The organism is Bradyrhizobium sp. USDA 4510 (assembly GCF_054059095.1).
Genome location: NZ_JBSSBT010000001.1, coordinates 8,071,065 through 8,092,090 on the forward strand (window position 1 = coordinate 8,071,065; position 21,026 = coordinate 8,092,090).

At 64.1% G+C, this 21,026-nt stretch carries 22 protein-coding genes and 1 pseudogene; 13 read left to right on the forward strand and 10 right to left on the reverse strand.

Features of this window, described 5'->3' with window-relative positions; all coding sequences use genetic code 11:
• Window positions 1-62: 62 nt before the first annotated feature.
• Both mnmG and mnmE read right to left on the reverse strand, forming a co-directional pair.
• Entirely contained in the window at window positions 63-1,946 is a 1,884-nt protein-coding gene (gene mnmG / locus ACVMDN_RS37515) for a tRNA uridine-5-carboxymethylaminomethyl(34) synthesis enzyme MnmG (protein WP_076833675.1), read from the reverse strand.
• 240 nt (window positions 1,947-2,186) lie between these two features.
• A complete protein-coding gene (gene mnmE / locus ACVMDN_RS37520; RefSeq protein WP_456835843.1) occupies window positions 2,187-3,512 on the reverse strand; it encodes a tRNA uridine-5-carboxymethylaminomethyl(34) synthesis GTPase MnmE in 1,326 nt (441 codons plus the stop codon).
• Between mnmE and ACVMDN_RS37525 the strand changes: the two genes are divergently transcribed.
• Window positions 3,412-3,651 carry a hypothetical protein gene (locus ACVMDN_RS37525; protein ID WP_244558985.1) on the forward strand — a complete coding sequence of 80 codons (240 nt, stop codon included), beginning with the start codon at window positions 3,412-3,414 and terminating at the stop codon, window positions 3,649-3,651. The two genes, mnmE and ACVMDN_RS37525, sit on opposite strands and share 101 nt — an antisense overlap.
• 160 nt (window positions 3,652-3,811) lie before the next feature.
• Here the strand turns inward: ACVMDN_RS37525 and rho are convergent, their stop codons facing one another.
• The gene (gene rho, locus ACVMDN_RS37530) at window positions 3,812-5,077 is read right to left on the reverse strand and encodes a transcription termination factor Rho (RefSeq protein WP_021078151.1); all 1,266 of its coding nucleotides are present in this window, start codon (window positions 5,075-5,077) and stop codon (window positions 3,812-3,814) included.
• Window positions 5,078-5,329: 252 nt separating this feature from the next.
• Window positions 5,330-5,752 (reverse strand): protoporphyrinogen oxidase HemJ, encoded by a 423-nt coding sequence (gene hemJ, locus ACVMDN_RS37535; RefSeq protein ID WP_057020433.1) that lies wholly within the window; start codon window positions 5,750-5,752, stop codon window positions 5,330-5,332.
• Between the two features lie 473 nt (window positions 5,753-6,225).
• On the opposite strand from hemJ, the gene ACVMDN_RS37540 reads away from it, so the two are divergent.
• Genes ACVMDN_RS37540 through dnaQ form a run of 4 tightly spaced genes read left to right on the forward strand, consistent with a single transcriptional unit; the run spans window position 6,226 to window position 9,066 of the window.
• Window positions 6,226-7,062 (forward strand): pyruvate, water dikinase regulatory protein, encoded by an 837-nt coding sequence (locus ACVMDN_RS37540; RefSeq protein ID WP_016841463.1) that lies wholly within the window; start codon window positions 6,226-6,228, stop codon window positions 7,060-7,062.
• Window positions 7,063-7,072: 10 nt separating this feature from the next.
• Window positions 7,073-7,681 carry a Maf family protein gene (locus tag ACVMDN_RS37545; RefSeq protein ID WP_057020332.1) on the forward strand — a complete coding sequence of 203 codons (609 nt, stop codon included), beginning with the start codon at window positions 7,073-7,075 and terminating at the stop codon, window positions 7,679-7,681.
• Between the two features lie 29 nt (window positions 7,682-7,710).
• Window positions 7,711-8,310 carry a dephospho-CoA kinase gene (coaE, locus tag ACVMDN_RS37550; protein WP_057020333.1) on the forward strand — a complete coding sequence of 200 codons (600 nt, stop codon included), beginning with the start codon at window positions 7,711-7,713 and terminating at the stop codon, window positions 8,308-8,310.
• Window positions 8,311-8,340: 30 nt separating this feature from the next.
• Window positions 8,341-9,066 carry a DNA polymerase III subunit epsilon gene (gene dnaQ / locus ACVMDN_RS37555; protein ID WP_050383510.1) on the forward strand — a complete coding sequence of 242 codons (726 nt, stop codon included), beginning with the start codon at window positions 8,341-8,343 and terminating at the stop codon, window positions 9,064-9,066.
• Between the two features lie 167 nt (window positions 9,067-9,233).
• On the opposite strand, the gene secB is transcribed toward dnaQ, so the two are convergent.
• On the reverse strand, window positions 9,234-9,722 hold the full coding sequence (gene secB / locus ACVMDN_RS37560; RefSeq protein WP_069279084.1) for a protein-export chaperone SecB: 489 nt from the start codon (window positions 9,720-9,722) through the stop codon (window positions 9,234-9,236).
• A gap of 411 nt (window positions 9,723-10,133) precedes the next feature.
• On the opposite strand from secB, the gene ACVMDN_RS37565 reads away from it, so the two are divergent.
• From ACVMDN_RS37565 to ACVMDN_RS37575, 3 genes are read left to right on the forward strand one after another with little or no spacing between them, the layout of a single operon-like run.
• Window positions 10,134-10,838, forward strand: a complete 705-nt coding sequence (locus tag ACVMDN_RS37565; protein ID WP_076833679.1) for a Tim44/TimA family putative adaptor protein — start codon at window positions 10,134-10,136, stop codon at window positions 10,836-10,838.
• On the forward strand, window positions 10,816-12,432 hold the full coding sequence (gene mltA / locus ACVMDN_RS37570) for a murein transglycosylase A (protein WP_233285960.1): 1,617 nt from the start codon (window positions 10,816-10,818) through the stop codon (window positions 12,430-12,432). The genes ACVMDN_RS37565 and mltA overlap by 23 nt, the downstream gene beginning before the upstream one ends.
• Window positions 12,429-13,022, forward strand: coding sequence for a Smr/MutS family protein (locus ACVMDN_RS37575; protein ID WP_076833684.1), 594 nt, complete (start codon window positions 12,429-12,431; stop codon window positions 13,020-13,022). Before mltA ends, ACVMDN_RS37575 begins: the two co-directional genes overlap by 4 nt.
• Before the next feature lie 2 nt (window positions 13,023-13,024).
• On the opposite strand, the gene ACVMDN_RS37580 is transcribed toward ACVMDN_RS37575, so the two are convergent.
• The 5 genes from ACVMDN_RS37580 to hslV form a co-directional block, all read right to left on the reverse strand.
• Complete coding sequence (locus ACVMDN_RS37580) at window positions 13,025-14,149, reverse strand: hypothetical protein (protein WP_076833686.1); 1,125 nt, start codon at window positions 14,147-14,149, stop codon at window positions 13,025-13,027.
• A 157-nt stretch (window positions 14,150-14,306) separates the two neighbouring features.
• Window positions 14,307-15,611, reverse strand: coding sequence for an ATP-dependent protease ATPase subunit HslU (gene hslU, locus ACVMDN_RS37585; RefSeq protein ID WP_057020340.1), 1,305 nt, complete (start codon window positions 15,609-15,611; stop codon window positions 14,307-14,309).
• Window positions 15,612-15,672: 61 nt separating this feature from the next.
• Window positions 15,673-16,269, reverse strand: coding sequence for a DUF2585 domain-containing protein (locus ACVMDN_RS37590; RefSeq protein WP_076833688.1), 597 nt, complete (start codon window positions 16,267-16,269; stop codon window positions 15,673-15,675).
• Window positions 16,266-16,751, reverse strand: a complete 486-nt coding sequence (locus ACVMDN_RS37595; protein ID WP_076833690.1) for a GNAT family N-acetyltransferase — start codon at window positions 16,749-16,751, stop codon at window positions 16,266-16,268. Before ACVMDN_RS37595 ends, ACVMDN_RS37590 begins: the two co-directional genes overlap by 4 nt.
• Window positions 16,752-16,753: 2 nt before the next feature.
• Entirely contained in the window at window positions 16,754-17,311 is a 558-nt protein-coding gene (gene hslV, locus ACVMDN_RS37600) for an ATP-dependent protease subunit HslV (RefSeq protein ID WP_057020343.1), read from the reverse strand.
• Between the two features lie 245 nt (window positions 17,312-17,556).
• Between hslV and hisB the strand changes: the two genes are divergently transcribed.
• From hisB to hisF, 5 genes and pseudogenes are all read left to right on the forward strand, one after another.
• Window positions 17,557-18,150: an imidazoleglycerol-phosphate dehydratase HisB gene (gene hisB, locus ACVMDN_RS37605; RefSeq protein WP_016841476.1), complete on the forward strand. Its 594-nt coding sequence runs from the start codon at window positions 17,557-17,559 to the stop codon at window positions 18,148-18,150.
• 86 nt (window positions 18,151-18,236) lie between these two features.
• Entirely contained in the window at window positions 18,237-18,767 is a 531-nt protein-coding gene (locus ACVMDN_RS37610; protein WP_076833691.1) for a DUF2628 domain-containing protein, read from the forward strand.
• Window positions 18,764-19,414, forward strand: a complete 651-nt coding sequence (hisH, locus tag ACVMDN_RS37615) for an imidazole glycerol phosphate synthase subunit HisH (RefSeq protein ID WP_028341984.1) — start codon at window positions 18,764-18,766, stop codon at window positions 19,412-19,414. Before ACVMDN_RS37610 ends, hisH begins: the two co-directional genes overlap by 4 nt.
• Window positions 19,411-20,140: pseudogene (hisA, locus tag ACVMDN_RS37620) on the forward strand (1-(5-phosphoribosyl)-5-[(5-phosphoribosylamino)methylideneamino]imidazole-4-carboxamide isomerase). The gene hisH and the pseudogene hisA overlap by 4 nt, the downstream one beginning before the upstream one ends.
• A 9-nt stretch (window positions 20,141-20,149) precedes the next feature.
• The gene (gene hisF, locus ACVMDN_RS37625; protein WP_038382736.1) at window positions 20,150-20,926 is read left to right on the forward strand and encodes an imidazole glycerol phosphate synthase subunit HisF; all 777 of its coding nucleotides are present in this window, start codon (window positions 20,150-20,152) and stop codon (window positions 20,924-20,926) included.
• Window positions 20,927-21,026: the final 100 nt, after the last annotated feature.

A 21,026-nucleotide genomic window follows, 5' to 3' on the forward strand; every position in this document is an offset into this window, starting at 1 on the left:
GGATTGCTTCGTCGCTTCCGCTCCTCGCAATGACGAGGGCCGCCGCCGTTTCACGTGAAACGTCAGGCAGAGGCCTTCGCAGTCTTCCGTCGCGCCTCGCGCCGCAGATAGGCCGCCAGGATACCCAATGCCGCCGGCGTCATGCCGTCGATCCGGCCCGCCTGCCCGACCGTCCGCGGCTGCGCCTTCTGCAGCTTGACGCGCGCTTCGTTCGAAAGACCGGGAACATCGGCATAGTCGACGTCGGTCAGAACCAGACCCTCGTCACGCCGGAAGGCATCGACATCGGCGGTCTGGCGCTTCAGATAGACATCGTATTTGGCATCGATCTCGAGATGCACCGCGATCGCAGGGTCAATGGCCGACAGCTCCGGCCAGATGGCCCGGACCGCGGGCCACTCGATCTCGGGGTAAGCCAGCAACTCGAAGGCCGACCGGCGGTGGCCGTCGCGATTGAGCGCGAGCCCGTGCTTGGCGGCCTCATTCGGCGTAATCGCGAGCGATTTCGCCAGCCGCTTGGCCGCCTCCAGCGCCGCCATCTTGGTCCGATGGCGCTCGGCGCGCGCCGTTCCGACGCATCCGAGCGCAATGCCCTTGTCGGTCAGGCGCTGGTCGGCATTGTCAGCACGCAGCGTCAGCCGATATTCGGCGCGCGAAGTGAACATGCGATACGGCTCGGTGATCCCGCGGGTCACGAGATCGTCGATCATCACGCCGAGATAGCCGTCGGCGCGGTCGAACACGATCGGATCTGCACTGCCGGCAGCGAGCGCGGCATTGAGTCCGGCGACAACACCCTGCCCCGCGGCCTCCTCATAGCCCGTGGTGCCATTGATCTGGCCGGCCAGGAAAAGCCCGCGCAGACGCTTGGTCTGCAGGGTCGGATCGAGCTCGCGCGGGTCGACGTGGTCGTATTCGATCGCATAGCCCGGCCGGACCATCTTGACCCGCTCGAGGCCCGGGATGCTGGCGAGGATCGCAAGCTGGACCTCTTCCGGCAGCGAGGTCGAGATGCCGTTCGGATAGACCGTGGTGTCGTCGAGCCCTTCCGGCTCCAGGAAGATCTGATGACCGTCGCGGTCGCCGAAGCGGACGATCTTGTCCTCGATCGAGGGGCAATAGCGCGGTCCGGAGCTCTTGATCTGGCCGGAATACATCGGCGAGCGATGCACATTGGCCCGGATCACCTCGTGGGTCGCCGGCGTGGTCCGGGTGATGCCGCACTGGATCTGCGGGGTCGTAATCCGGTCAGTCATGACCGAAAACGGCTCCGGAGGCTCGTCTCCGGGCTGCATTTCGACCGCGGACCAGTCGATCGTGGTGCCGTCGAGGCGCGGCGGCGTTCCGGTCTTGAGCCGGCCGAGCACAAACCCTGCCCGTTCAAAGGAAGCCGACAGGCCCATGGCCGGCGCCTCGCCGACCCGGCCCGCCGGCCAGTTCTTCTCGCCGAGATGGATCAGACCGCGCAGGAAGGTCCCGGTCGTGATGACAACCGCCCCCGCCGATAGCCGGCAGCCATCGCCCAGACGAATGCCGGTCACGCGACCGTCGACGACGATCAGTCCATCCGCTTCGCCTTCGATGACGCTGAGGTTCGCGGTCTCGGCGATCGCGGCCTGCATCGCGGCCGCATAGAGCTTGCGGTCGGCCTGGGCCCGGGGGCCCCGAACCGCCGGACCCTTTCGACGATTGAGCATGCGAAACTGGATGCCACCGGCATCGGCAACCCGGCCCATCAAACCGTCGAGTGCATCGACTTCGCGGACCAGATGGCCCTTGCCGAGCCCGCCGATGGCGGGATTGCACGACATCGCGCCGATCGTCGCGAAACGATGGGTCACCAAGGCGGTCTTTGCGCCCATCCGGGCAGAAGCGCTCGCGGCCTCGCAGCCGGCATGGCCGCCGCCGATGACGATGACGTCAAATGAGTCTGCCCTGGAAGTCATGCCGGGACTTCTATCGTGGAGTCATGAAAGCCGGAAGAACGAAGTTGGGATCGCCGCTCTGAGACCGAAGCCCGAGGCAAAGGCAAATATGGACTGCTTCGCTTCGCCCGCAATGACGGATGGGACCGTTTCACGTGAAACAGTGCGGCTGTATGATTGGCAATTGTTTCACGTGAAACAGGATGAGGGTTCCTTAACCAGATCGAAACCATGTTTCACGTGAAACAAGATGGGCGCCCGCTACTTCCCGACGCAGAACTCGCGGAAGATGACATCTAGGATGTCTTCAACATCCACCCGGCCGAGCAGACGACCGAGTGAGAAAGCGGCCCGCCGGAGTTCCTCTGCCGCCAGTTCTTCGCCCTGCCCGACCACGTCGATGCCGCGCTGAAGGGATTCGACCGTCTCCTGCAACAATCCGCGCTGCCGCGTCCGACTGATCAAGCCGCCTTCGCTGGTTCCAAAATAGTCCTGAGCGAACCCGACCAGCGCGGCGATCAGCTCTGACAACCCATCGCCACGAGCAGCCGAGATCCTGAATTCGGGGTAACTGCCGCCCTCGCCCGTCATGGTCCTGACGAGGTCGATCTTGTTTCGCACCAGCCAGGTCGGCCTCGCTCCGCCATGTCCCGCCTTTGCATCGCCGCTGTCGGCCAGCCACAGCACCAGGTCCGCCTCCGCGGCGCGGGCGCGGGCGCGGCGGACGCCCTCCTGCTCCACCGGGTCGTCGGTCTCGCGAATGCCGGCGGTGTCGATGACCGTCACCGGATAGCCGTCGAGGTCGAGCTGCACCTCGATCACATCGCGGGTCGTGCCGGCATGCGGCGAGACGATCGCGACCTCGCGCTTGGCGAGCTGATTGATCAGGGTTGATTTGCCGACATTCGGCGGACCGGCGATCGCGACCACCAGGCCGTCGCGCAACCGCTCGCCAAGCCCCTGCCCTGCAAGGACTTGCTTGATCTCATCATGCAGCGCGCGGATTTTCTCGAGCGCCGACCCGATCAGCTCGGCCGGCACATCGCCTTCGTCTGAGAAATCGATGCCGGCCTCGATCAGCGCCGACGCCGCGATGATCCGCTCGCGCCAGTCCCGCGCGCGGTCGCCGAGCAACCCCTTCAGCTGGCGCAGCGCCTGGCGCCTTTGACGGTCAGTGTCGGCGTGGATCAGGTCGTCGAGGCCCTCGGCCTCGGTCAGGTCGAGCTTGCCGTTCTCGAAGGCCCGCCGGGTGAACTCGCCCGGCTCGGCCGGCCGCACATTGTCGAATGCCGCGATCGCATCGAACATCGCCGCCAACACCGCGCGTCCGCCATGGACATGAAATTCGGCGACGTCTTCGCCGGTGGCACTGGCCGGGCCTGGAAACCACAGCACGACCGCGTCATCGATCGGTTGATGGTTCGAATCGCGGAGCAGCGCGCGGGTCGCCAGCCGCGGCACCGGCGTCTTGCCCGCCAGTCCTGCAATGACCGACTCGGCCATTGGGCCAGACAACCTGACGATGGCGATCGCACTCGGCGGCCGCCCCGAGGATAACGCGAAAATAGTCTGGTCGCGTGGATGCATCGCCTATTTCTTCCAGCAAATCGGCAAAGGCAATGCCGCTTCGATTTCGCACGCCTTCCTCAGAATGTTGCAGCGCAGCATCGTCTGGTTTCACTGCAAGCAGCCGCGCAGCAATTTTGCTGCGGGTGTCGTCAGCTAGCTCACAAAGCTACGATATAAATATAAATAAATTCAGATAGTTAAATGAAAAGTTAGTGGGGGGAGCCGCTCCCTTTATGCTGCACTTCGCTGCAGCAAATCCGCAGCATGAAAAAAGGCGCCCCGTTTGTGCGGAGCGCCTGTCCTTTTCGGCCGTGGCCTCAGGTGTTCATGGAATCGAAGAATTCCGAGTTACTCTTCGTATTGCGGAGCTTGTCGAGCAGGAAGTCGATGGCGTCCATGGTGCCCATCGGATTGAGGATGCGGCGCAGGACGTACATCTTCTTCAGCACCTGCGGATCAGTGATCAGCTCCTCCTTGCGGGTGCCGGAACGGGCAATATCGATCGCCGGGAAGGTCCGCTTGTCCGAAACCTTGCGGTCGAGGATCAGTTCGGAGTTACCGGTGCCCTTGAACTCTTCGAAGATGACTTCGTCCATGCGGCTGCCGGTATCGACCAGCGCGGTCGCGATGATGGTCAGCGAACCGCCCTCCTCGATGTTGCGCGCGGCACCGAAGAAGCGCTTCGGCCGCTGCAGCGCGTTGGCGTCGACACCGCCGGTCAGCACCTTGCCGGATGACGGCACGACGGTGTTGTAGGCGCGGCCGAGGCGCGTGATCGAATCGAGCAGGATCACGACGTCGCGGCCGTGCTCGACGAGGCGCTTGGCCTTCTCGATCACCATCTCGGCGACCTGGACGTGACGCACCGCAGGCTCGTCGAAGGTCGACGACACCACCTCGCCCTTCACCGAGCGCTGCATGTCCGTGACTTCTTCCGGACGCTCGTCGATCAGAAGCACGATCAGATAGCAGTCGGGATGATTGGCGGTGATGGAGTGCGCGATGTTCTGCATCAGCACCGTTTTGCCGGTGCGCGGCGGCGCCACGATCAGCGCGCGCTGGCCCTTGCCGATCGGCGCGACGATATCGATCACGCGGGCGGAAAGGTCCTTCTTGGTGGAATCCTCGAGCTCCATGCGGAAACGCTGATTGGGAAACAGCGGCGTGAGGTTGTCGAAATTGACCTTGTGCTTCGACTTTTCCGGATCTTCGAAATTGAGCGTGTTGACTTTCAGCAGCGCGAAATAGCGTTCGCCTTCCTTCGGGCTGCGAATATGGCCTTCGATCGTGTCGCCGGTGCGCAGGCCGAAACGGCGGATCTGCGACGGCGAAACGTAGATGTCGTCGGGACCGGGCAGGTAGTTCGCGTCGGGCGAACGAAGGAAGCCGAAGCCGTCGGACAGCACCTCGACAACGCCCTCACCGATAATGTCGGTCTCGGCGATCGCGAGCTGCTTGAGAATTGCGAACATCAGCTCCTGCTTGCGCATGGTGCTGGCATTCTCGACCCCATTCTCTTCCGCGAACGAGACGAGCTCGGCCGGCGTTTTCGATTTGAGGTCCTGGAGTTTGATTTCCCGCATTGGGGTCGTCCTGTGAGGAAGTAGGTAGGGAAGGGGTGCGAGGTGGCTCTGGAAAAAGCGGACGCCAAAGGAAGGTCCGCAGGTCTCAGCCAGGAAAGTGCCGTTTGGGCTTTCAAACCTGATGCGGCGCCGGTCCGAAAAGAACCGGAACGCGACCACATCCGCCTGCGTGGGGTGGGATAAATCCTATATAGAAAATCGATTCGTCCTTCGCAAGAAGGACTGAAGCATGCGTCTTGACCATCGTGATGTCTAGAACGGCTTCACCACCACCATGATCACGATCAGGATCATCAGAACCGTCGGCACCTCATTGATAATACGATAGAATTTCTGGGTTCGTTGATTCCGGTCGGCGGCGAAATCCTTCACGCAGCGGGACAAAAAGCCGTGGATACCCGACATGGCGAGCACCAGCGCAAATTTGACGTGAAACCAGCCGGATAGGTACCAGTGTCCGGCCCAGACCAGGAAAAGCCCGGCCAGCCAGGTCACTATCATCGCGGGGTTGATGATCCCCTTCAAAAGCCGCCGCTCCATGATCTTGAAGGTCTCGGACTGCCTGGAGCCGACCTCGGCCTCGCAATGATAGACGAACAGCCGCGGCAGATAGAGCATGCCGGCCATCCACGAGATCACGGCGACGATGTGCAGGGCCTTGACCCAGGCATAGATCGGCAGGGCGTTGATCCAGTCGAACATCGCAGTGATGCCTTTCGGGGAACAGTTCGGGAGGGCTCAGCGCTGCGCGCAAGGCTTCGCCGGCGAGGGACGGATACATATCCGCACACACGGCTCTCCTAAACCTAATTAATTTTAGAATCTAAGGTTTGAGTCTTAATGGCAGTGAATTTGACTCATGCAATCCGGTCCAGCGGTTGCTGCGCGCTTGTTCACATCCCTCAACATTCCGGTCGGCGGCGGCGGATATCCGGAATCTGTCGCAGGACTCAATTGGTTGTGCGCCTCTATGGCCAGCTTATGAAGAGACAAATCCACACTGCTTCACTATCATCTCCGCCATGACGTCGACTTATCCTTTTGCGACGTGCTGTGAAGAAGGGGGCGAGATATACAGGGGCCTGGCCATGGACCCGGATTCTTCTCCTCGACCTCCACAGGGATTCACAGGATAGACAGGGGCTCTGGTGCCGACGACCTCCAACTACTTCCATTTGCATCTGGTGTCGGACTCGACCGGCGAGACGTTAATCACCGTGGCGCGCGCGGTCGCCGCGCAATACGCCAATGTGACCGCGGTCGAGCATGTCTACCCCCTGGTGCGCAGCCAGAAGCAGCTCGATCGCGTGCTCGACGAGATCGAGGAATCGCCCGGCATCGTCCTGTTCACGCTGCTGGAGAAGGATCTGGTCGGCCGGCTCGAGGGCAAGTGCAAGGAGATCAACGTTCCGAGCCTGTCGATCATCGGGCCGGTGATGCAGTTGTTCGAGGCGTATCTGGGTGCCGCGACGACCGGGCGCGTCGGCGCGCAGCACGTGCTGAACGCGGAATATTTCCGCCGCATCGATGCGCTGAACTACACGATGATGCATGACGATGGTCAGCATGTCGAAGGCCTCGAGGAGGCCGATGTCGTGCTGGTCGGGGTATCGCGCACCTCGAAGACACCGACCTCGATCTATCTCGCCAACCGCGGCATCCGAACGGCGAATGTGCCGCTGGTGCCGGGCATCCCGCTGCCGCACCAGCTCGAGACCCTGAAGAAGCCGCTGGTGGTCAGCCTGCATGCGACGCCCGAGCGCCTGATCCAGGTCCGGCAGAACCGCCTGCTCACGATGGGCGACCGCGACAATGACACCTACATCGACAAGCAGTCGGTAGCCGACGAGGTCGCCTTTGCCCGGCGCCTCAGCGCGAAATTCAACTGGGCGCTGCTCGACGTCACACGGCGTTCGATCGAGGAGACCGCGGCCGCGGTGATGAAACTCTTCAACGACCGCCAGCGCGCGCGGCCGTCGGAATGATTCCCACGTCATGAGCATCTGGCGCGGCCCACAGAAGCTGATCCTCGCGTCGCAGAGCCGCGCGCGAAAGATGCTGCTTGAAAATGCCGGCCTCGATTTCGAGGCGCTGCCGGCCGACATCGATGAACGCGCGGTGCAGAAGAATTCCGGCCTTTCGGCCCCGGGCGAGATCGCATCGCTCCTGGCGCGCGAGAAGGCGTTGTTCGTCTCCAGGCAGAGGCCCGGTCAATATGTCGTCGGCGCCGACCAGACGCTGGCGCTGGGGCAACGGATGTTCAGCAAGCCCGCCGGCCGCACGCAGGCGGCCGAGCAGCTCGGCCTGCTCGCCGGACGGACCCATGAGCTGCATTCCGCCGTCTCGGTCGCACGCGATGGAAAGGTCCTGTTCAGCGATGTGGGTGTGGCCCGCATGACGATGCGGCGGCTCGCCGCCGACGAGATCGAGAGCTATCTCGACCATGCCGGGGAGGCGGTGATGACCAGCGTCGGCGCCTACCAGCTCGAGGGCCTCGGCGTGCATCTGTTCGAGCGGATCGAAGGTGACCATTTCACCATCCTCGGCCTGCCGCTATTGTCGCTGCTTGCGTTCCTGCGTGCTGAGAAACTGCTCGCGGTGTGAGGCGTGGCGACGGGAGAGATGCTGAACCGATGTTAATAGTTGGACTGACCGGCTCGATCGGGATGGGGAAATCCACCACGGCCAAACTGTTCATGGAGGCCGGCGTGCCGGTCTATGACGCCGATGCGGCCGTGCATCAGCTCTACGAAGGCGAAGCCGCGCCGGCGATCGAGGCCGCCTTTCCCGGCACCACCGCCGGCGGCAAGGTCGATCGCGCGAAACTGTCAGCGCGCGTGGTACACGATCCTGCTGCGATGAAGCAGCTCGAGCAGATCGTGCATCCGATGCTCGGCGCGTCGCGCCAGAAATTCTTCGCCGATGCGGAAGCCGCCGGTAACCCGATCGTCGTTGTCGACGTGCCGCTATTGTTCGAAACCGGCGGCGAGAAGCGTGTCGATGCCGTCGTTGTCGTCACCACCTCGCCGGAACTGCAGCGCGAGCGGGTGCTGGCCCGCGGCACGATGGATGCGGCCAAGCTCGACGCCATCATCGCCAAGCAGATGCCGGACGCCGAGAAGCGCAAACGCGCGGATTTCATAGTGGATACCTCGCACGGCCTAGATCCGGTGCGGGCGCGTATCCGCGACATTCTGGCCGAGGTTGTTAAGATGCCGAAGCGGCGCGCCTGATTCGCCCGCCTTTTCGGATTCATTCACGTCATGCGCGAAATCGTTCTCGATACCGAAACCACTGGCCTCGATCCGCTGCGCGGCGACCGGCTGGTTGAGATCGGCTGCGTCGAGATTTTCAACCGCATGCCGACGGGACAGACCTACCACGTCTACATCAATCCCGAGCGCGACATGCCGGCGGAGGCGTTCGCCGTGCATGGGCTGTCGACCGAGTTCCTGGCCTCCAAGCCGCTGTTCACTGAAGTGGTCGACGAGTTCCTGGCCTTCATCGGCGATACGCCGCTGGTGATCCACAACGCGTCGTTCGACATCAGCTTCATCAACGCCGAGCTCGACCGCATCAAGCGGAAGGCGATCCCGAAGGACCAGCTGGTCGATACGCTGTTGCTGGCACGGCGCAAGCATCCCGGCGTGTCGAACCGGCTCGACGATCTCTGTTCGCGCTATCAGATCGACAATTCCCGCCGCACCAAGCACGGCGCCTTGCTCGACGCCGAGCTGCTGGCCGAGGTCTATATCGATCTGATCGGCGCGCGGCAGTCGCAGCTGATCCTGGCATCGGAAACGTCGGATGCGCGCGCGGGCGGCCATAGTGGTGATACGCCGCGGCGGCAGCGCGAAACCCCGCTACTCGCGCGGGTCAGTGACGCCGATCGAGAGGCCCACAGGGCCTTCATTGCCACGCTCGGCGACAAGCCGATCTGGAACGATTACCTGCCGCCGCCAGCGCCTGCTGCAGCACCGGCGGCTTGAGCCCCTATTGCGCTCTATCCCCGTCATCCTGAGGCGCGAGCGGAGCGAGCCTCGAAGGATGCGCGGCCGCAGTCGGGCCGTCGATCCTTCGAGACGCCCGCAAGCGCGGGCTCCTCAGGATGACGGATCACACTTCCGCGCGTGTTACATTTTTTCGAGTTTAGAACTCAGCTCGGCTTGACGCCGGGAGCGGCCTGGGCGGCCGCCTGCCGCTCCATGTTCTGGCGGTAGAGACCGAGAAAATCGACGGGGTCGAGCAACAAGGGCGGGAAGCCGCCGTCGCGGACCGCGGTCGCGACGATCTCGCGTGCGAACGGGAACAGCAGCCGCGGGCACTCGATCATGACCAGCGGGTGCAGGTTCTCCTTCGGCACATTCACGATCCGGAAGACGCCGGCATAGGCGAGGTCGAAGCTGAACATCACCTTGCCTGCGGTCTCGGCCTTGCCCTCGATCGAGAGGATCACCTCGTACTCGTTCTCCGACAGGTTGTTGGCGGAGACGTTGATCTGGATGTTGATCGCCGGCTGCTGTTGCTGCTGGCCGAGCGAAGCCGGCGCATTCGGGTTCTCGAACGACAGGTCCTTGGTGTACTGCGCCAGTACGTTGAGCTGGGGAGCGGGTTGTTCGACGGGGGCGCCGTTGCCATTGGTCATGAAAATGTCTCCTGGAGCAGCGCTCGATGGACAGAATGTCCGACGGCACGCGTTAAGGTGTTGAGAATGCCGATGCCGGGCGAGTGGCTATCATAGGCCCGGCTCGGTCCACAAGGACGACGAAAGGGCGGGCCGGCGGCGAATTCTCCCGACAAAGGGCAGCGCGCGCAAGCCTGCACAATCTCTTAACAGCTTCCTAAATTATTGAAGATGCGCGATTTCCTGAAAAGGAACGGTTTCCCCCGGGGGTCAAAACGCGCTACAATACCCGTGCCAAAAAGCGCCATTGGCCGGGCATAGTTTCGTGCCTACATCTTCGGACTCTATCGGTGATGTGATCTCTGCTGTTCCCGACCGGGAACGCTTTGACGGCCGGCCCGTTGCCGGCAGAGACCAGAAAGCGAATTCGACGTGGATATTTACACCATCATCTTCCTGGCGCTGGCCGTGTTTATCTTCCTGCGCCTGCGCAGCGTTCTCGGACAGCGCACGGGAAGCGAGCGGCCGCCTTATGATCGCGCCGCGCCCAACGTCGTGCAGCGCGGTCAGGACAACAACGTCGTTCCGATCCCCGGATCGGTGATTGACCAGCCGGCCTCGGCGGCGCCCACCGAGCCGGTCGAGCCCACGGAACGCTGGAAGGGCATCGCCGAGCCCGGCACGGCGCTGGCGCAGGGTCTCGACGCGGTGGCCGTCCAGGATTCCTCGTTCGATCCGCGGCATTTCCTCTCAGGTGCCCGCTCGGCCTATGAAATGATCGTGCTGGCGTTCGCCAATGGCGATCGCCGCGCGCTGCGCGACCTGCTGTCGACCGAGGTCTATGAAAGCTTCGAGGCCGCAATCAAGGATCGCGAGAAGCACGAGCAGAAGACCGAGACGCGGTTCGTCTCGATCGACAAGGCCGAGATCGTCAGCGCGGAGACGCGCGACCGCTCGACCCAGCTCACCGTCCGCTTCGTGTCGCAGATGATCTCGGTCACGCGCGATAAGGCCGGCACCATCGTCGACGGCAGCCCGGACAAGGTCGCCGACATCACCGATATCTGGACATTCGCCCGCGACTCGACTTCCCGCGATCCGAATTGGAAGCTGGTTGGCACTGGAAGCGCTCACTAAGCATCTCAGCTACGGGCGGCTCGCGGTGGCGTGCTGCGCGCTCGCGGTGCTGTGCTCCACCGCAGCGATTGCCGCGCGCTACAGATCAAGCCGGCACCCTCCGCCGCGACACGAGCATAGCCACCCGATCCCCTATCCCAATCTGGAAATGCCGCTGCAGGTCAGCGGCAGCCAGTACGAGCCGCTCGCCTGGTCCAACGTCGCCGGCTGGAGCGCCGACGATCATCTCGCGGCCTACAAGGCGTTTCGCACCAGCTGCAAGCCGATCGCGGCCCAGCAGGGTGCGCCTGCAGATTCGAAAGCGCTCGGGAGCTCGCTGCGCGATCCCTGCCGGATCGCCAAGGGACTCGCGCTGAGCGACGGCGTCAAGGCGAAGGACTTCTTCGAGCAGAATTTCGTGCCGTTGCGTATCTCGCGGCTCGGCGAGGACGCCGGCTTCGTCACCGGTTACTACGAGCCGGTGCTCGATGGATCGCGGACCCAGACCGACGTCTACAACGTGCCGGTCTATCGCCGTCCGTCCAACCTGTTCGTGCGCGGCAAGACGCAGAATTCGGTCGGGCTGCCCAATGGCGGCGCGGTGTATCGCAAGATCGGCCGCCGCAAGCTCGTGCCCTATTACGACCGCGGCCAGATCGAGGACGGCGCGATCGCCGGCCGCGGGCTCGAGATCTGCTGGCTGAAGAGCCAGACCGATCTCCTGTTCGCGCAGATCCAGGGCTCGGCGCGGATCAAGCTCGAGGACGGCATCACGCTGCGCATCAATTACGACGCGCATAATGGTTATCCCTATACGCCGGTCGGACGCGTCCTGATCGACCGCGGCATCATCCCGAAGGATCAGATGTCGATGCAGAAGATCAGGGAGTGGATGGAGCAGAACCCCGACGGCGCCAAGGACCTGCGCCGGCAAAACCGCTCCTTCGTCTTCTTCCGCGAGGTTCCGCTGTCCGACAAGGACGAGGCCGTCGGCGCGCAGGGCGTGCCGCTGACGCCGGGCCGCTCGATCGCGGTCGACAAGGCGCTGCATGTCTACGGCACGCCGTTCTTCATCGCCGGCGAGCTGCCGATCGAATCCGAGCAGTCGAAGACGCCGTTCCACCGGCTGATGATCGCGCAGGACACTGGCTCTGCGATCGTCGGCCCGGCGCGCGCCGATCTTTATTTCGGCGCCGGCGCGGAAGCTGGAAAGGTCTCGGGCCGCCTGCGGCACAACATGCAGTTCGTCATGCTGGTGCCGAGGGGTCTCGACCCTGTCGCGCGCGGCCACAAGCTGCCTCTCCCGGATGAGCGGCCCTCGGCCAAGATCGCAAAGCTGTTTCCGCAGACCGAGCCGCCGAAGGACAAGCCGGCGGCGAAGGCTGCGGATGTGCCGACCGCCGGCATCGCCAGAAGCGCGGTGAAAGACTCAGGCAATAGCGCCGCCAGGAACCCGGCCGCGAAGGATGTCGCGCCCGCAACGCCGGCAGCGACGACCCCTGTCGCGCAGGCCGCACCTGTGGCAGAACCGGTGCCGCTGCCGGTCGCCCGGCCCGATATTCCGCAACCGGAGAAGCGGCGCTTCCGGCGCTATCGCCATTACCGCGATCAATGAAACGACCCGCGCCGATCCCCGATCTGTCCGCGCCGTCGCGGCGCAAGCGCGCGCTGAGCGAAGAGGAGCGCGCGCTCTGGGAGAGCGTGGCAAAGCAGGTCAAGCCACTGCGCAAGCGGCCGGTCGCCGCGAAGGCCCCCGCCGCCGCCTCTGACCCGGCCACCCATCACGCGATTGCCAAACCCATCCCGGTCAAGCCGGCGACAGCGGTCAAGGCTGCGCCGGCGCAACGCCCGCACGCGCCGCCGCTGGCGCCGATCGGCCGTCGCGAACGTGCAAAGCTCTCGCGCGGCCGGCAGGAGATCGATGCGCGGCTCGATCTGCACGGCATGACCCAGCTGCGCGCGCATCGCGTGCTGTTCACCTTCCTGCAGCGCGCGCACAGCGACGGGCTCACTTTCGTGCTCGTCATCACCGGCAAGGGCAAGGTCGGTGGTCTCGATTCCGAACGCGGCGTGCTGCGCCGCCAGGTCCCGGAATGGCTCAGCCTGCCGGAATTCCGCTCGCTGGTTGTCGGCTTCGAGGAAGCGCATGTCGGCCATGGCGGCGAGGGCGCGCTTTACGTGCGTGTCCGGCGCGCGCGAGCCTAAAGCTAAAACGGGCGGACGATCCCGACGCGCGGGATCAGCGTTACGATCCAGCCTGATATCGTCGTCTTGCGGTCGTCCGACGGGATCGCCGGCACGTCCTTCGACGCCGGCAGCATCCTGGTGGCATGCAGCATCAGGAACATGCAGACCGCCCAGTTCGAGATCCAGCGCGAATAGTCGAACACGGTCACGAACATCACGAAATAGCCGGCGCTGATCACAACGAGCGCTCCGAGCACGATCCGGCGATGCAGTTCACTCGCGAGCGCGCCAATCAGTCGCGCGAAATAGCGCCACAGCGGCGTGTGCAGCCAGATCAGCAGCGCAAACACCGGAACGCCCAGGATGTTCGAGGGCATGCGCGCCCAGGTGTCGGCGAACTCCTTCGACAGCGGCTGGTACCAGATGTAGCCGAACTGAAGCAGGTCGGTGCGTGACGGATCGGCCATCCGGCTCTGCAGATGACGGATGAATTCGTCATAGGGCACGTCGACCGTGCCAGCGAATTGCGCGACCAGGAACAGGATGCCGATCCCTGCGAGCGCTGCGATGCCGAAGACGGCGTTCCGCGGCGTCACGCCCTGCACCAGATAAAAGCGCAGCACCACGATCGCCGTGATGGTCGGCACATACATCAAGACGAAGATGTGATGGACCAGGATCAGCAGGATCGAGAACAGCGCGGCAATCAGCACATACGCCACTGAGCGCGCCGGGATCAGCAGCAGCACGATCGTCAGCGCACAGCCATAGATGTCGAAATGGCCGAGCGTGTGCATGAAGTTCTTCAGGAAGAACGGCGAGCCCGCGATGAAGACGAACAACGGCCAATGCGCGTCGTTGAAGCCGAATGTGCGGCGGAACAGTTTGATGAACAGCCCCAGCGTCACCAGCCAGATCGCGCCGGCCAGCGCGAACACCAGCCATACGGGCACCTTGTCGGTGAACAGCGACACGATCGCCCCGACCAGCGCGCGCTTGGTGAAGCCGTAATGATAGTCGACCAGCAGATGGATGTAGGGAACGAAGGGCGGCAGCGCGATCTTGTGCAGGAACACGCCGACCAGCACCGCCGCATTGACAGCCAGCATCAGGCGCCAGGGGTTTTGCCACACCCGCAGATTCATCGATCGCCCACTCTTGTCGTCCCGGGCAAGCGAAGCGCGACCTGGGACCCATAACCACCGAAGGTAGTTCTAGAAGGAATGTCGGCCCGAGTCTTTGTCACCGCGGACTGTCGGGGTTATGGGTCCCGACTTTCGCCGGGACGACTATGGTGGCCGCCTACAAAATAAATCGGCTCAGGTCGGTGTTCTTGGCGAGGTCGCCGACATGCTTGGTGACGTAGTCGGCGTCGACCTGGATGGTCTCACCGTGGCGATCGGGCGCGGTGAAGGAGATCTCGTCCAGCACTCGCTCCATCACCGTCTGCAGCCGCCTTGCGCCGATATTCTCGACCGTGGAATTCACCGCCACGGCGACATCGGCCAGCGCGTCGATGGCATTGTCGGTGATGTCGAGCGTGACGCCTTCGGTCTTCATCAGCGCGACATATTGCTTGATCAGCGACGCCTCCGGCTCGGTCAGGATCCGGCGCATGTCGTCGCGGGTCAGTGCCTGCAGCTCGACGCGGATCGGCAGGCGGCCCTGCAGCTCCGGCAAAAGGTCCGACGGCTTGGCGATATGGAACGCACCCGAGGCGATGAACAGGATGTGGTCGGTCTTGACGGCGCCGTGCTTGGTCGAGACCGTGGTGCCCTCGATCAGCGGCAGCAGGTCGCGCTGCACGCCCTCGCGGGAGACGTCGCCGCCGGCGCGGTTCTCGCGCACGCAGATCTTGTCGATCTCGTCGAGGAACACGATGCCGTTGTTCTCGACCGCGTTGATCGCCTCCTGCACCAGCTGATCGGTGTCGAGCAGCTTGTCGGATTCCTCGTTGACGAGGATTTCGTGCGAGCCCTCCACCGTCAGGCGGCGAGTCTTGCTGCGTCCGCCCATCTTGCCGAAGATGTCGCCGAGCGAGATCGCGCCCATCTGGGCGCCGGGCATGCCGGGGATTTCGAACATCGGCATGCCGCTGCCGCCCGACTGCGTCTCGATCTCGATTTCCTTGTCGTTGAGCTCGCCGGCGCGCAGCTTCTTGCGGAACGACTCGCGCGTCGCCGGGCTCGATCCCGGGCCGACCAGCGCGTCCAGCACGCGTTCCTCGGCGGCAAGCTGGGCGCGGGCCTGAACGTCCTTGCGCTTGCGCTCGCGGGTCTGTGCGATCGCGACCTCGACGAGGTCGCGGACGATCTGCTCGACGTCGCGGCCGACATAGCCGACCTCGGTGAACTTGGTGGCCTCGACCTTGAGGAACGGCGCGCCGGCGAGCTTGGCCAGCCGCCGCGCGATCTCGGTCTTGCCGACGCCGGTCGGCCCGATCATCAGGATGTTCTTGGGCAGAACCTCCTCGCGCAGGGAACCGGCGAGCTGCAGCCGCCGCCAGCGGTTGCGCAGCGCGATCGAGACGGCGCGCTTGGCGTCGGTCTGGCCGACGATGAAGCGGTCGAGTTCAGAAACGATTTCACGGGGAGAGAAGTGAGTCATTGGCTCTAGCTAGGTTGGAATCGCGGTCTCGGCAAGCGGCAGTCCCCCAAGGCATGGTCCCCTAAAGAATCGGCGGCCCGGCCTGCCACTGCCTGATCGCCTCGAACGGGTGGATCAGCATGATGATGTTCAGTGTCAGATTGTCGCGAATGTGAAGCAGCAGCACGGTTTCGAACAACACGCCGAGCGCGACGGTCGCCGCGATCGGCAGCTTGCGCGCCAGCAGGAAGCCGACAACCATCGCAAGGGTGTCCGACACCGAATTGACGATGGTGTCGCCGTAATAGTCCAGCGAGATCGTGCCGGCGCGGTAGCGCTCGATGATCCAGTTGGAGTTTTCGACGAGCTCCCAGCTGCCTTCGATCAGCATCGCGACAATCAGCCGCCCGGGCCAGGCGAGGCGCGGCAACAGGAGGAAGGTCAGACCGTAGAACAGCAGGCCATGCAGCACATGCGACAGCGTGTACCAATCGGCGATGTGCTGCGAGTTCTCCGAGCTCTGAACCGAGCCATGCCAGAGCTTGACGTAGCCGCAGGCACAGATCGGAAGACGGCCCATCGCATAAAGCAGCGCTGCTTGCAGCACGAGCAGTGCTGCCGCGATCGCCAGCCAATGCCGCGCTGAAACGCCGGTGATGGGCTTGTGCGCGATCGTCATGCGTCGCGCGCCATCAGCAGCGCCGGCCCGTCCGGCGTGTCGACCATACCCATCTTTCGAAAACCCGCCTTCTCGTAGGCGCGGATCGCGCGCGCATTGGCCGGATCGGGATCGGTGACGATGCGTGGCGCGCCCTGCGCCAGCCGGTCATCGACAAAGGCGCGGATCAGCGCCGAGCCGTGGCCACCTGCCATCATGTCGGGCTCGCCGATGAAGAGGTCGACCCCGCGCGTGCCCTCAGGCTGGACCCCGAAGCCGGAATTCCACGCCGTCAGGTCGTAGCACTGGATGTAGCCCAAATCGGACGCATCGGTTGCGACGATGAACTGGTCCATGGCCGGCTCATCGAGGTCGCCGCTGACCAGCGCATATTGCTCGGCCGGATCGCCCCACCATTCCCGGACATGCGGCAACGCCAGCCACTGCTTGACCAGCGGCAGGTCGGCCGGCGTCATCGGGCGGAAATGATAGGGGCTGGCCATGCTCAGCCGCCGATCGTCTCGATCGTCACGTTCCGGTTGGTGTAGACGCAGATATCAGCGGCGATATCCAGGGCGCGGCGGACGATGGTCTCGGCGTCCTTGTCGGTATCGACCAGCGCGCGGGCCGCGGCGAGGGCGTAATTGCCGCCGGAACCGATCGCCATGACCCCTGATTCGGGCTCCAGCACGTCGCCGGTGCCGGTCAGCACCAGGGAAACGTCCTTGTCGGCCACGATCATCATGGCCTCCAGCCGGCGCAGGTAGCGGTCGGTCCGCCAGTCCTTGGCGAGCTCGACGGCCGCCCGGGTGAGCTGCCCCGGATATTGCTCCAGTTTGCTTTCCAGTCGCTCGAACAGGGTGAAGGCGTCGGCGGTGGCGCCGGCAAAGCCGCCGATCACGTCGCCCTTGCCGATCCGGCGGACCTTCTTGGCATTGGCCTTGATCACGGTCTGGCCGATCGAGACCTGCCCGTCGCCGCCAATCACCACCTTGCCGCCCTTGCGGACCGTGCAGATCGTGGTGCCATGCCAGACCGGCAGCTCATTTGGGGATGCTTGCATAGGTTACCTCTCTTCCGGGCAGATTTAGGCGGTCGGGCAGGGGGTTACAATCGGGACGAAATCGGCGTGTTTTCAGGCGAAGTGGGCACCGGTTCGCGTGAGGAAAGCGCGGCAGAACCAGATCGACAACGATTTCCGGTCACCATGGCCGGAAGTTGGGGCGTTTCGAGGTCATCCCGCAGTAGCGAAGGTGACATCAGCCTGTTAAAAGACCGGCGTTTTCGGCACGGGAAAGCTCAATTTTCATGCGCACCGCAACCATCAAGCGCAAGACCAAGGAGACCGACATCGAGGTGACGGTCAACCTCGACGGAGCAGGCGTATCCACGGTTTCGACCGGGATCGGCTTCTTCGACCATATGCTCGACCTCCTGGCCCGGCATTCGCGCATCGACATCACGGTGAAGGCGGATGGCGATCTCCATGTCGATTACCACCACACCACCGAAGACGTCGGGATCGCGCTCGGGCAGGCCGTGAAGCAGGCGCTCGGCAACATGGCCGGCATCACCCGCTATGCCTCGATCCACATGCCGATGGACGAGACGCTCTCGCGCGTCGTGATCGACATTTCCGGCCGCCCGGTGCTGGTGTTCAAGGCCGAATTCCCGCGCGACAAGATCGGTGAGTTCGACACCGAGCTGGTGCGCGAGTGGTTCAACGCCTTCGCGATGAACGCCGGCGTGACTCTGCACGTCGAGACCCTATATGGCGAGAACAGCCATCATATCGCCGAATCCTGTTTCAAGGGTCTGGCGAGGGCGCTGCGGACGGCAATTGCGATCGATCCGCGTGCCCAGGGCGAAGTGCCCTCGACCAAGGGTCAGCTCGGCGGCTGATCTCTGGAGCATGATCCGGGAGAGTGGATGCCGGTTTTCCGAAAGATCGTGCTTTAACTAAGAGTCCATCCTCGGCGGAGCGTTCGATGCCGGTCTATACAGTGCATGCCCCCGTGGCCAACGGCGCCGATCTCGCGGCGACCGACAAGTTCGTCTTCGTGCGAGACGGCTTCCATTTCTGGGCCGCGGTTGCGGGCGTGATCTGGTTGGCCTGGCATCGGCTCTGGCTGGCGCTGATCGGCTGGTTCGTTCTTACTTTCGTGATCGATTACGCGCTGGCCAAGCTTGGCGTCGGCCGTAGCGCGATCTTCTTCGTCGACCTGGTGCTGATGGTGTTGCTCGGCCTCGAGGCCGCGACCCTGCAGCGCTGGACGCTGTCGCGGCGCAGGTGGCGCCAGATCGACATCGTCGTGGGCGACGATGCGGAGGCCGCCGAGCGCCGCTTCTTCGCGCGCTGGACCGCGCGGCATCGCGGCGCCGTCCACGATCAGCGCTCCGTCGATCGCGGCGCGCCGCCGCCGACCCGCGACGTTCCGGGTCAGTCATTCTCAAAACCCCCGTCGATGCCGCAAGGCGGCATCATCGGATTGTTTCCAGAGCCAGGAGGAACGCGATGACCGTTGCAATCATCGATTACGGCTCCGGCAATCTGCATTCGGCGGCCAAGGCCTTTGAGCGCGCCGCGCGCAGCATGGAGGATCCGCAAGCCATCAAGGTGACGCGCGATCCCGATGCGGTGTATCGCGCCGATCGCATCGTGCTGCCCGGCGTCGGCGCGTTCGCCGATTGCCGCCGCGGCGTCGACGCGGTCGACGGCATGCTGGAGGCGCTGACCGAGGCGGTGCGGGTCAAGGCCCGGCCGTTCTTCGGTATCTGCGTCGGCATGCAGCTGATGGCGACGCGCGGCAAGGAGCACGTGATCACCGAGGGCTTCAACTGGATCGGCGGCGATGTCGAGAAGATCGAGCCGCGCGACGAGAGCCTGAAGGTCCCGCATATGGGCTGGAATACGCTCGACATGGTGCGCGAGCATCCGGTGCTGGAGCGGCTGCCGCTCGGGCCGAAAGGACGTCACGCCTATTTCGTGCACTCCTATCACCTCAACGCCGCCAATGAGGCGGACGTGCTCGCGCGCGCCGACTATGGCGGGCCGGTGACCGCGATCGTCGGCAAGGACACCGCGATCGGCACCCAGTTTCACCCCGAGAAGAGCCAGCGCTTCGGCCTCGCTTTGATCGCCAATTTCTTGAAGTGGAAGCCGTGATTCTCTTTCCAGCGATTGATCTGAAGAACGGCCAGTGCGTGCGCCTGGAGCAGGGCGACATGGCGCGCGCCACCGTGTTCAATCTCGATCCGGCGGCGCAGGCGGCGAGCTTCGCCGCGCAGGGCTTCGAATATCTCCACGTCGTCGATCTCGACGGTGCCTTCGCCGGCAAGCCGATGAATGCGCATGCGGTGGAGGCGATGCTGAAGGCCGTCACCATGCCGGTGCAGCTCGGCGGCGGCATCCGCGACCTCAAGACCATCGAGGCCTGGCTCGACAAGGGCATCACGCGCGTCATCATCGGCACCGCCGCGGTGCGCGATCCTGAGCTCGTGAAGGGCGCGGCGAACACATTCCCCGGCCGCGTCGCGGTCGGTCTCGATGCGCGCGACGGCAAGGTGGCGGGTCGAAGGCTGGGCCGAGACCTCGCACGTGACCGCGCTCGAGATCGCACAGCGCTTCGAGGATGCCGGCGTCGCCGCGATCATCTTCACCGACATCGCCCGCGACGGTCTGCTCAAGGGCCTCAATCTCGACGCCACCATCGCGCTCGCCGACCGCATCTCGATTCCAGTGATTGCCTCCGGCGGCTTTGCCTCGATCGACGACGTCAAGGCGCTGCTGGAGCCGCGTGCGAAGAAGCTGGCCGGCGCGATCGTCGGCCGTGCGCTCTATGACGGACGGCTCGATCCGGCCGCCGCCCTTCAGCTGATCCGCGGCGCTTAGGAGGAGGTCATGTTCAAGGTTCGCGTGATCCCCTGCCTCGACGTCAAGGACGGGCGCGTGGTCAAGGGCGTCAACTTCGTCGATCTGCGCGACGCCGGCGACCCGGTCGAAGCCGCGATCGCCTATGACGCCGCCGGTGCCGACGAGCTCACCTTCCTCGACATCACCGCCACCCATGAAAACCGCGGCATCATGCTCGATGTGGTGCGGCGGACGGCGGAAGCCTGCTTCATGCCGCTGACCGTGGGCGGCGGCGTCCGCACCGTCGACGACATCAAGACCCTGCTGCGCTCCGGCGCCGACAAGGTCTCGATCAATTCAGCGGCCGTCAGCCGGCGCGAATTCGTCAAGGAAGCGGCCGAGAAATACGGCGAGCAATGCATCGTGGTCGCGATCGACGCCAAGCGGGTCAAGCGCGCCGGCGGCTCGGACCGCTGGGAGATCTTCACCCATGGTGGACGGAATGCCACCGGGATCGACGCCATCGAGTACGCCCAGGAGGTCGTCTCGCTCGGCGCCGGCGAAATCCTGCTGACCTCGATGGACCGGGACGGCACCAGGCAGGGCTTTGACCTGCCGCTGACCCGGGCGATCGCGGACAGTGTCCCCGTACCGGTCATCGCGTCCGGTGGTGTCGGCAATCTCGACCACCTGGTCGACGGCGTCCGCGAGGGTCACGCCACCGGCGTGCTGGCCGCGTCGATCTTCCACTTCGGGGAATTCACTATCCGCCAGGCCAAGGATCACATGGTGCGCGCCGGCCTGCCGATGCGGCTCGATCCCTAGCGTGAGCGTGGTCAGGAAAAGTGGAAACCGGTTTTCCGTGAAGACCACGCTCAAACAGGGAGAGCTGGGACTCCTTGTCACAAAAATGCTAAGTCCCCAC

Coding starts and splice junctions, on each gene's coding strand:
- mnmG (WP_076833675.1), bottom strand. CDS start 1,946: ATGACTTCCAGGGCAGACTCATTTGACGTCATCGTCATCGGCGGCGGC.
- ACVMDN_RS37525 (WP_244558985.1), top strand. CDS start 3,412: ATGACCGACTCGGCCATTGGGCCAGACAACCTGACGATGGCGATCGCA.
- mnmE (WP_456835843.1), bottom strand. CDS start 3,512: ATGCATCCACGCGACCAGACTATTTTCGCGTTATCCTCGGGGCGGCCG.
- rho (WP_021078151.1), bottom strand. CDS start 5,077: ATGCGGGAAATCAAACTCCAGGACCTCAAATCGAAAACGCCGGCCGAG.
- ACVMDN_RS37545 (WP_057020332.1), top strand. CDS start 7,073: ATGAGCATCTGGCGCGGCCCACAGAAGCTGATCCTCGCGTCGCAGAGC.
- coaE (WP_057020333.1), top strand. CDS start 7,711: ATGTTAATAGTTGGACTGACCGGCTCGATCGGGATGGGGAAATCCACC.
- dnaQ (WP_050383510.1), top strand. CDS start 8,341: ATGCGCGAAATCGTTCTCGATACCGAAACCACTGGCCTCGATCCGCTG.
- secB (WP_069279084.1), bottom strand. CDS start 9,722: ATGACCAATGGCAACGGCGCCCCCGTCGAACAACCCGCTCCCCAGCTC.
- ACVMDN_RS37575 (WP_076833684.1), top strand. CDS start 12,429: ATGAAACGACCCGCGCCGATCCCCGATCTGTCCGCGCCGTCGCGGCGC.
- ACVMDN_RS37580 (WP_076833686.1), bottom strand. CDS start 14,149: ATGAATCTGCGGGTGTGGCAAAACCCCTGGCGCCTGATGCTGGCTGTC.
- hslU (WP_057020340.1), bottom strand. CDS start 15,611: ATGACTCACTTCTCTCCCCGTGAAATCGTTTCTGAACTCGACCGCTTC.
- ACVMDN_RS37590 (WP_076833688.1), bottom strand. CDS start 16,269: ATGACGATCGCGCACAAGCCCATCACCGGCGTTTCAGCGCGGCATTGG.
- ACVMDN_RS37595 (WP_076833690.1), bottom strand. CDS start 16,751: ATGGCCAGCCCCTATCATTTCCGCCCGATGACGCCGGCCGACCTGCCG.
- hslV (WP_057020343.1), bottom strand. CDS start 17,311: ATGCAAGCATCCCCAAATGAGCTGCCGGTCTGGCATGGCACCACGATC.
- hisB (WP_016841476.1), top strand. CDS start 17,557: ATGCGCACCGCAACCATCAAGCGCAAGACCAAGGAGACCGACATCGAG.
- ACVMDN_RS37610 (WP_076833691.1), top strand. CDS start 18,237: ATGCCGGTCTATACAGTGCATGCCCCCGTGGCCAACGGCGCCGATCTC.
- hisH (WP_028341984.1), top strand. CDS start 18,764: ATGACCGTTGCAATCATCGATTACGGCTCCGGCAATCTGCATTCGGCG.
- hisF (WP_038382736.1), top strand. CDS start 20,150: ATGTTCAAGGTTCGCGTGATCCCCTGCCTCGACGTCAAGGACGGGCGC.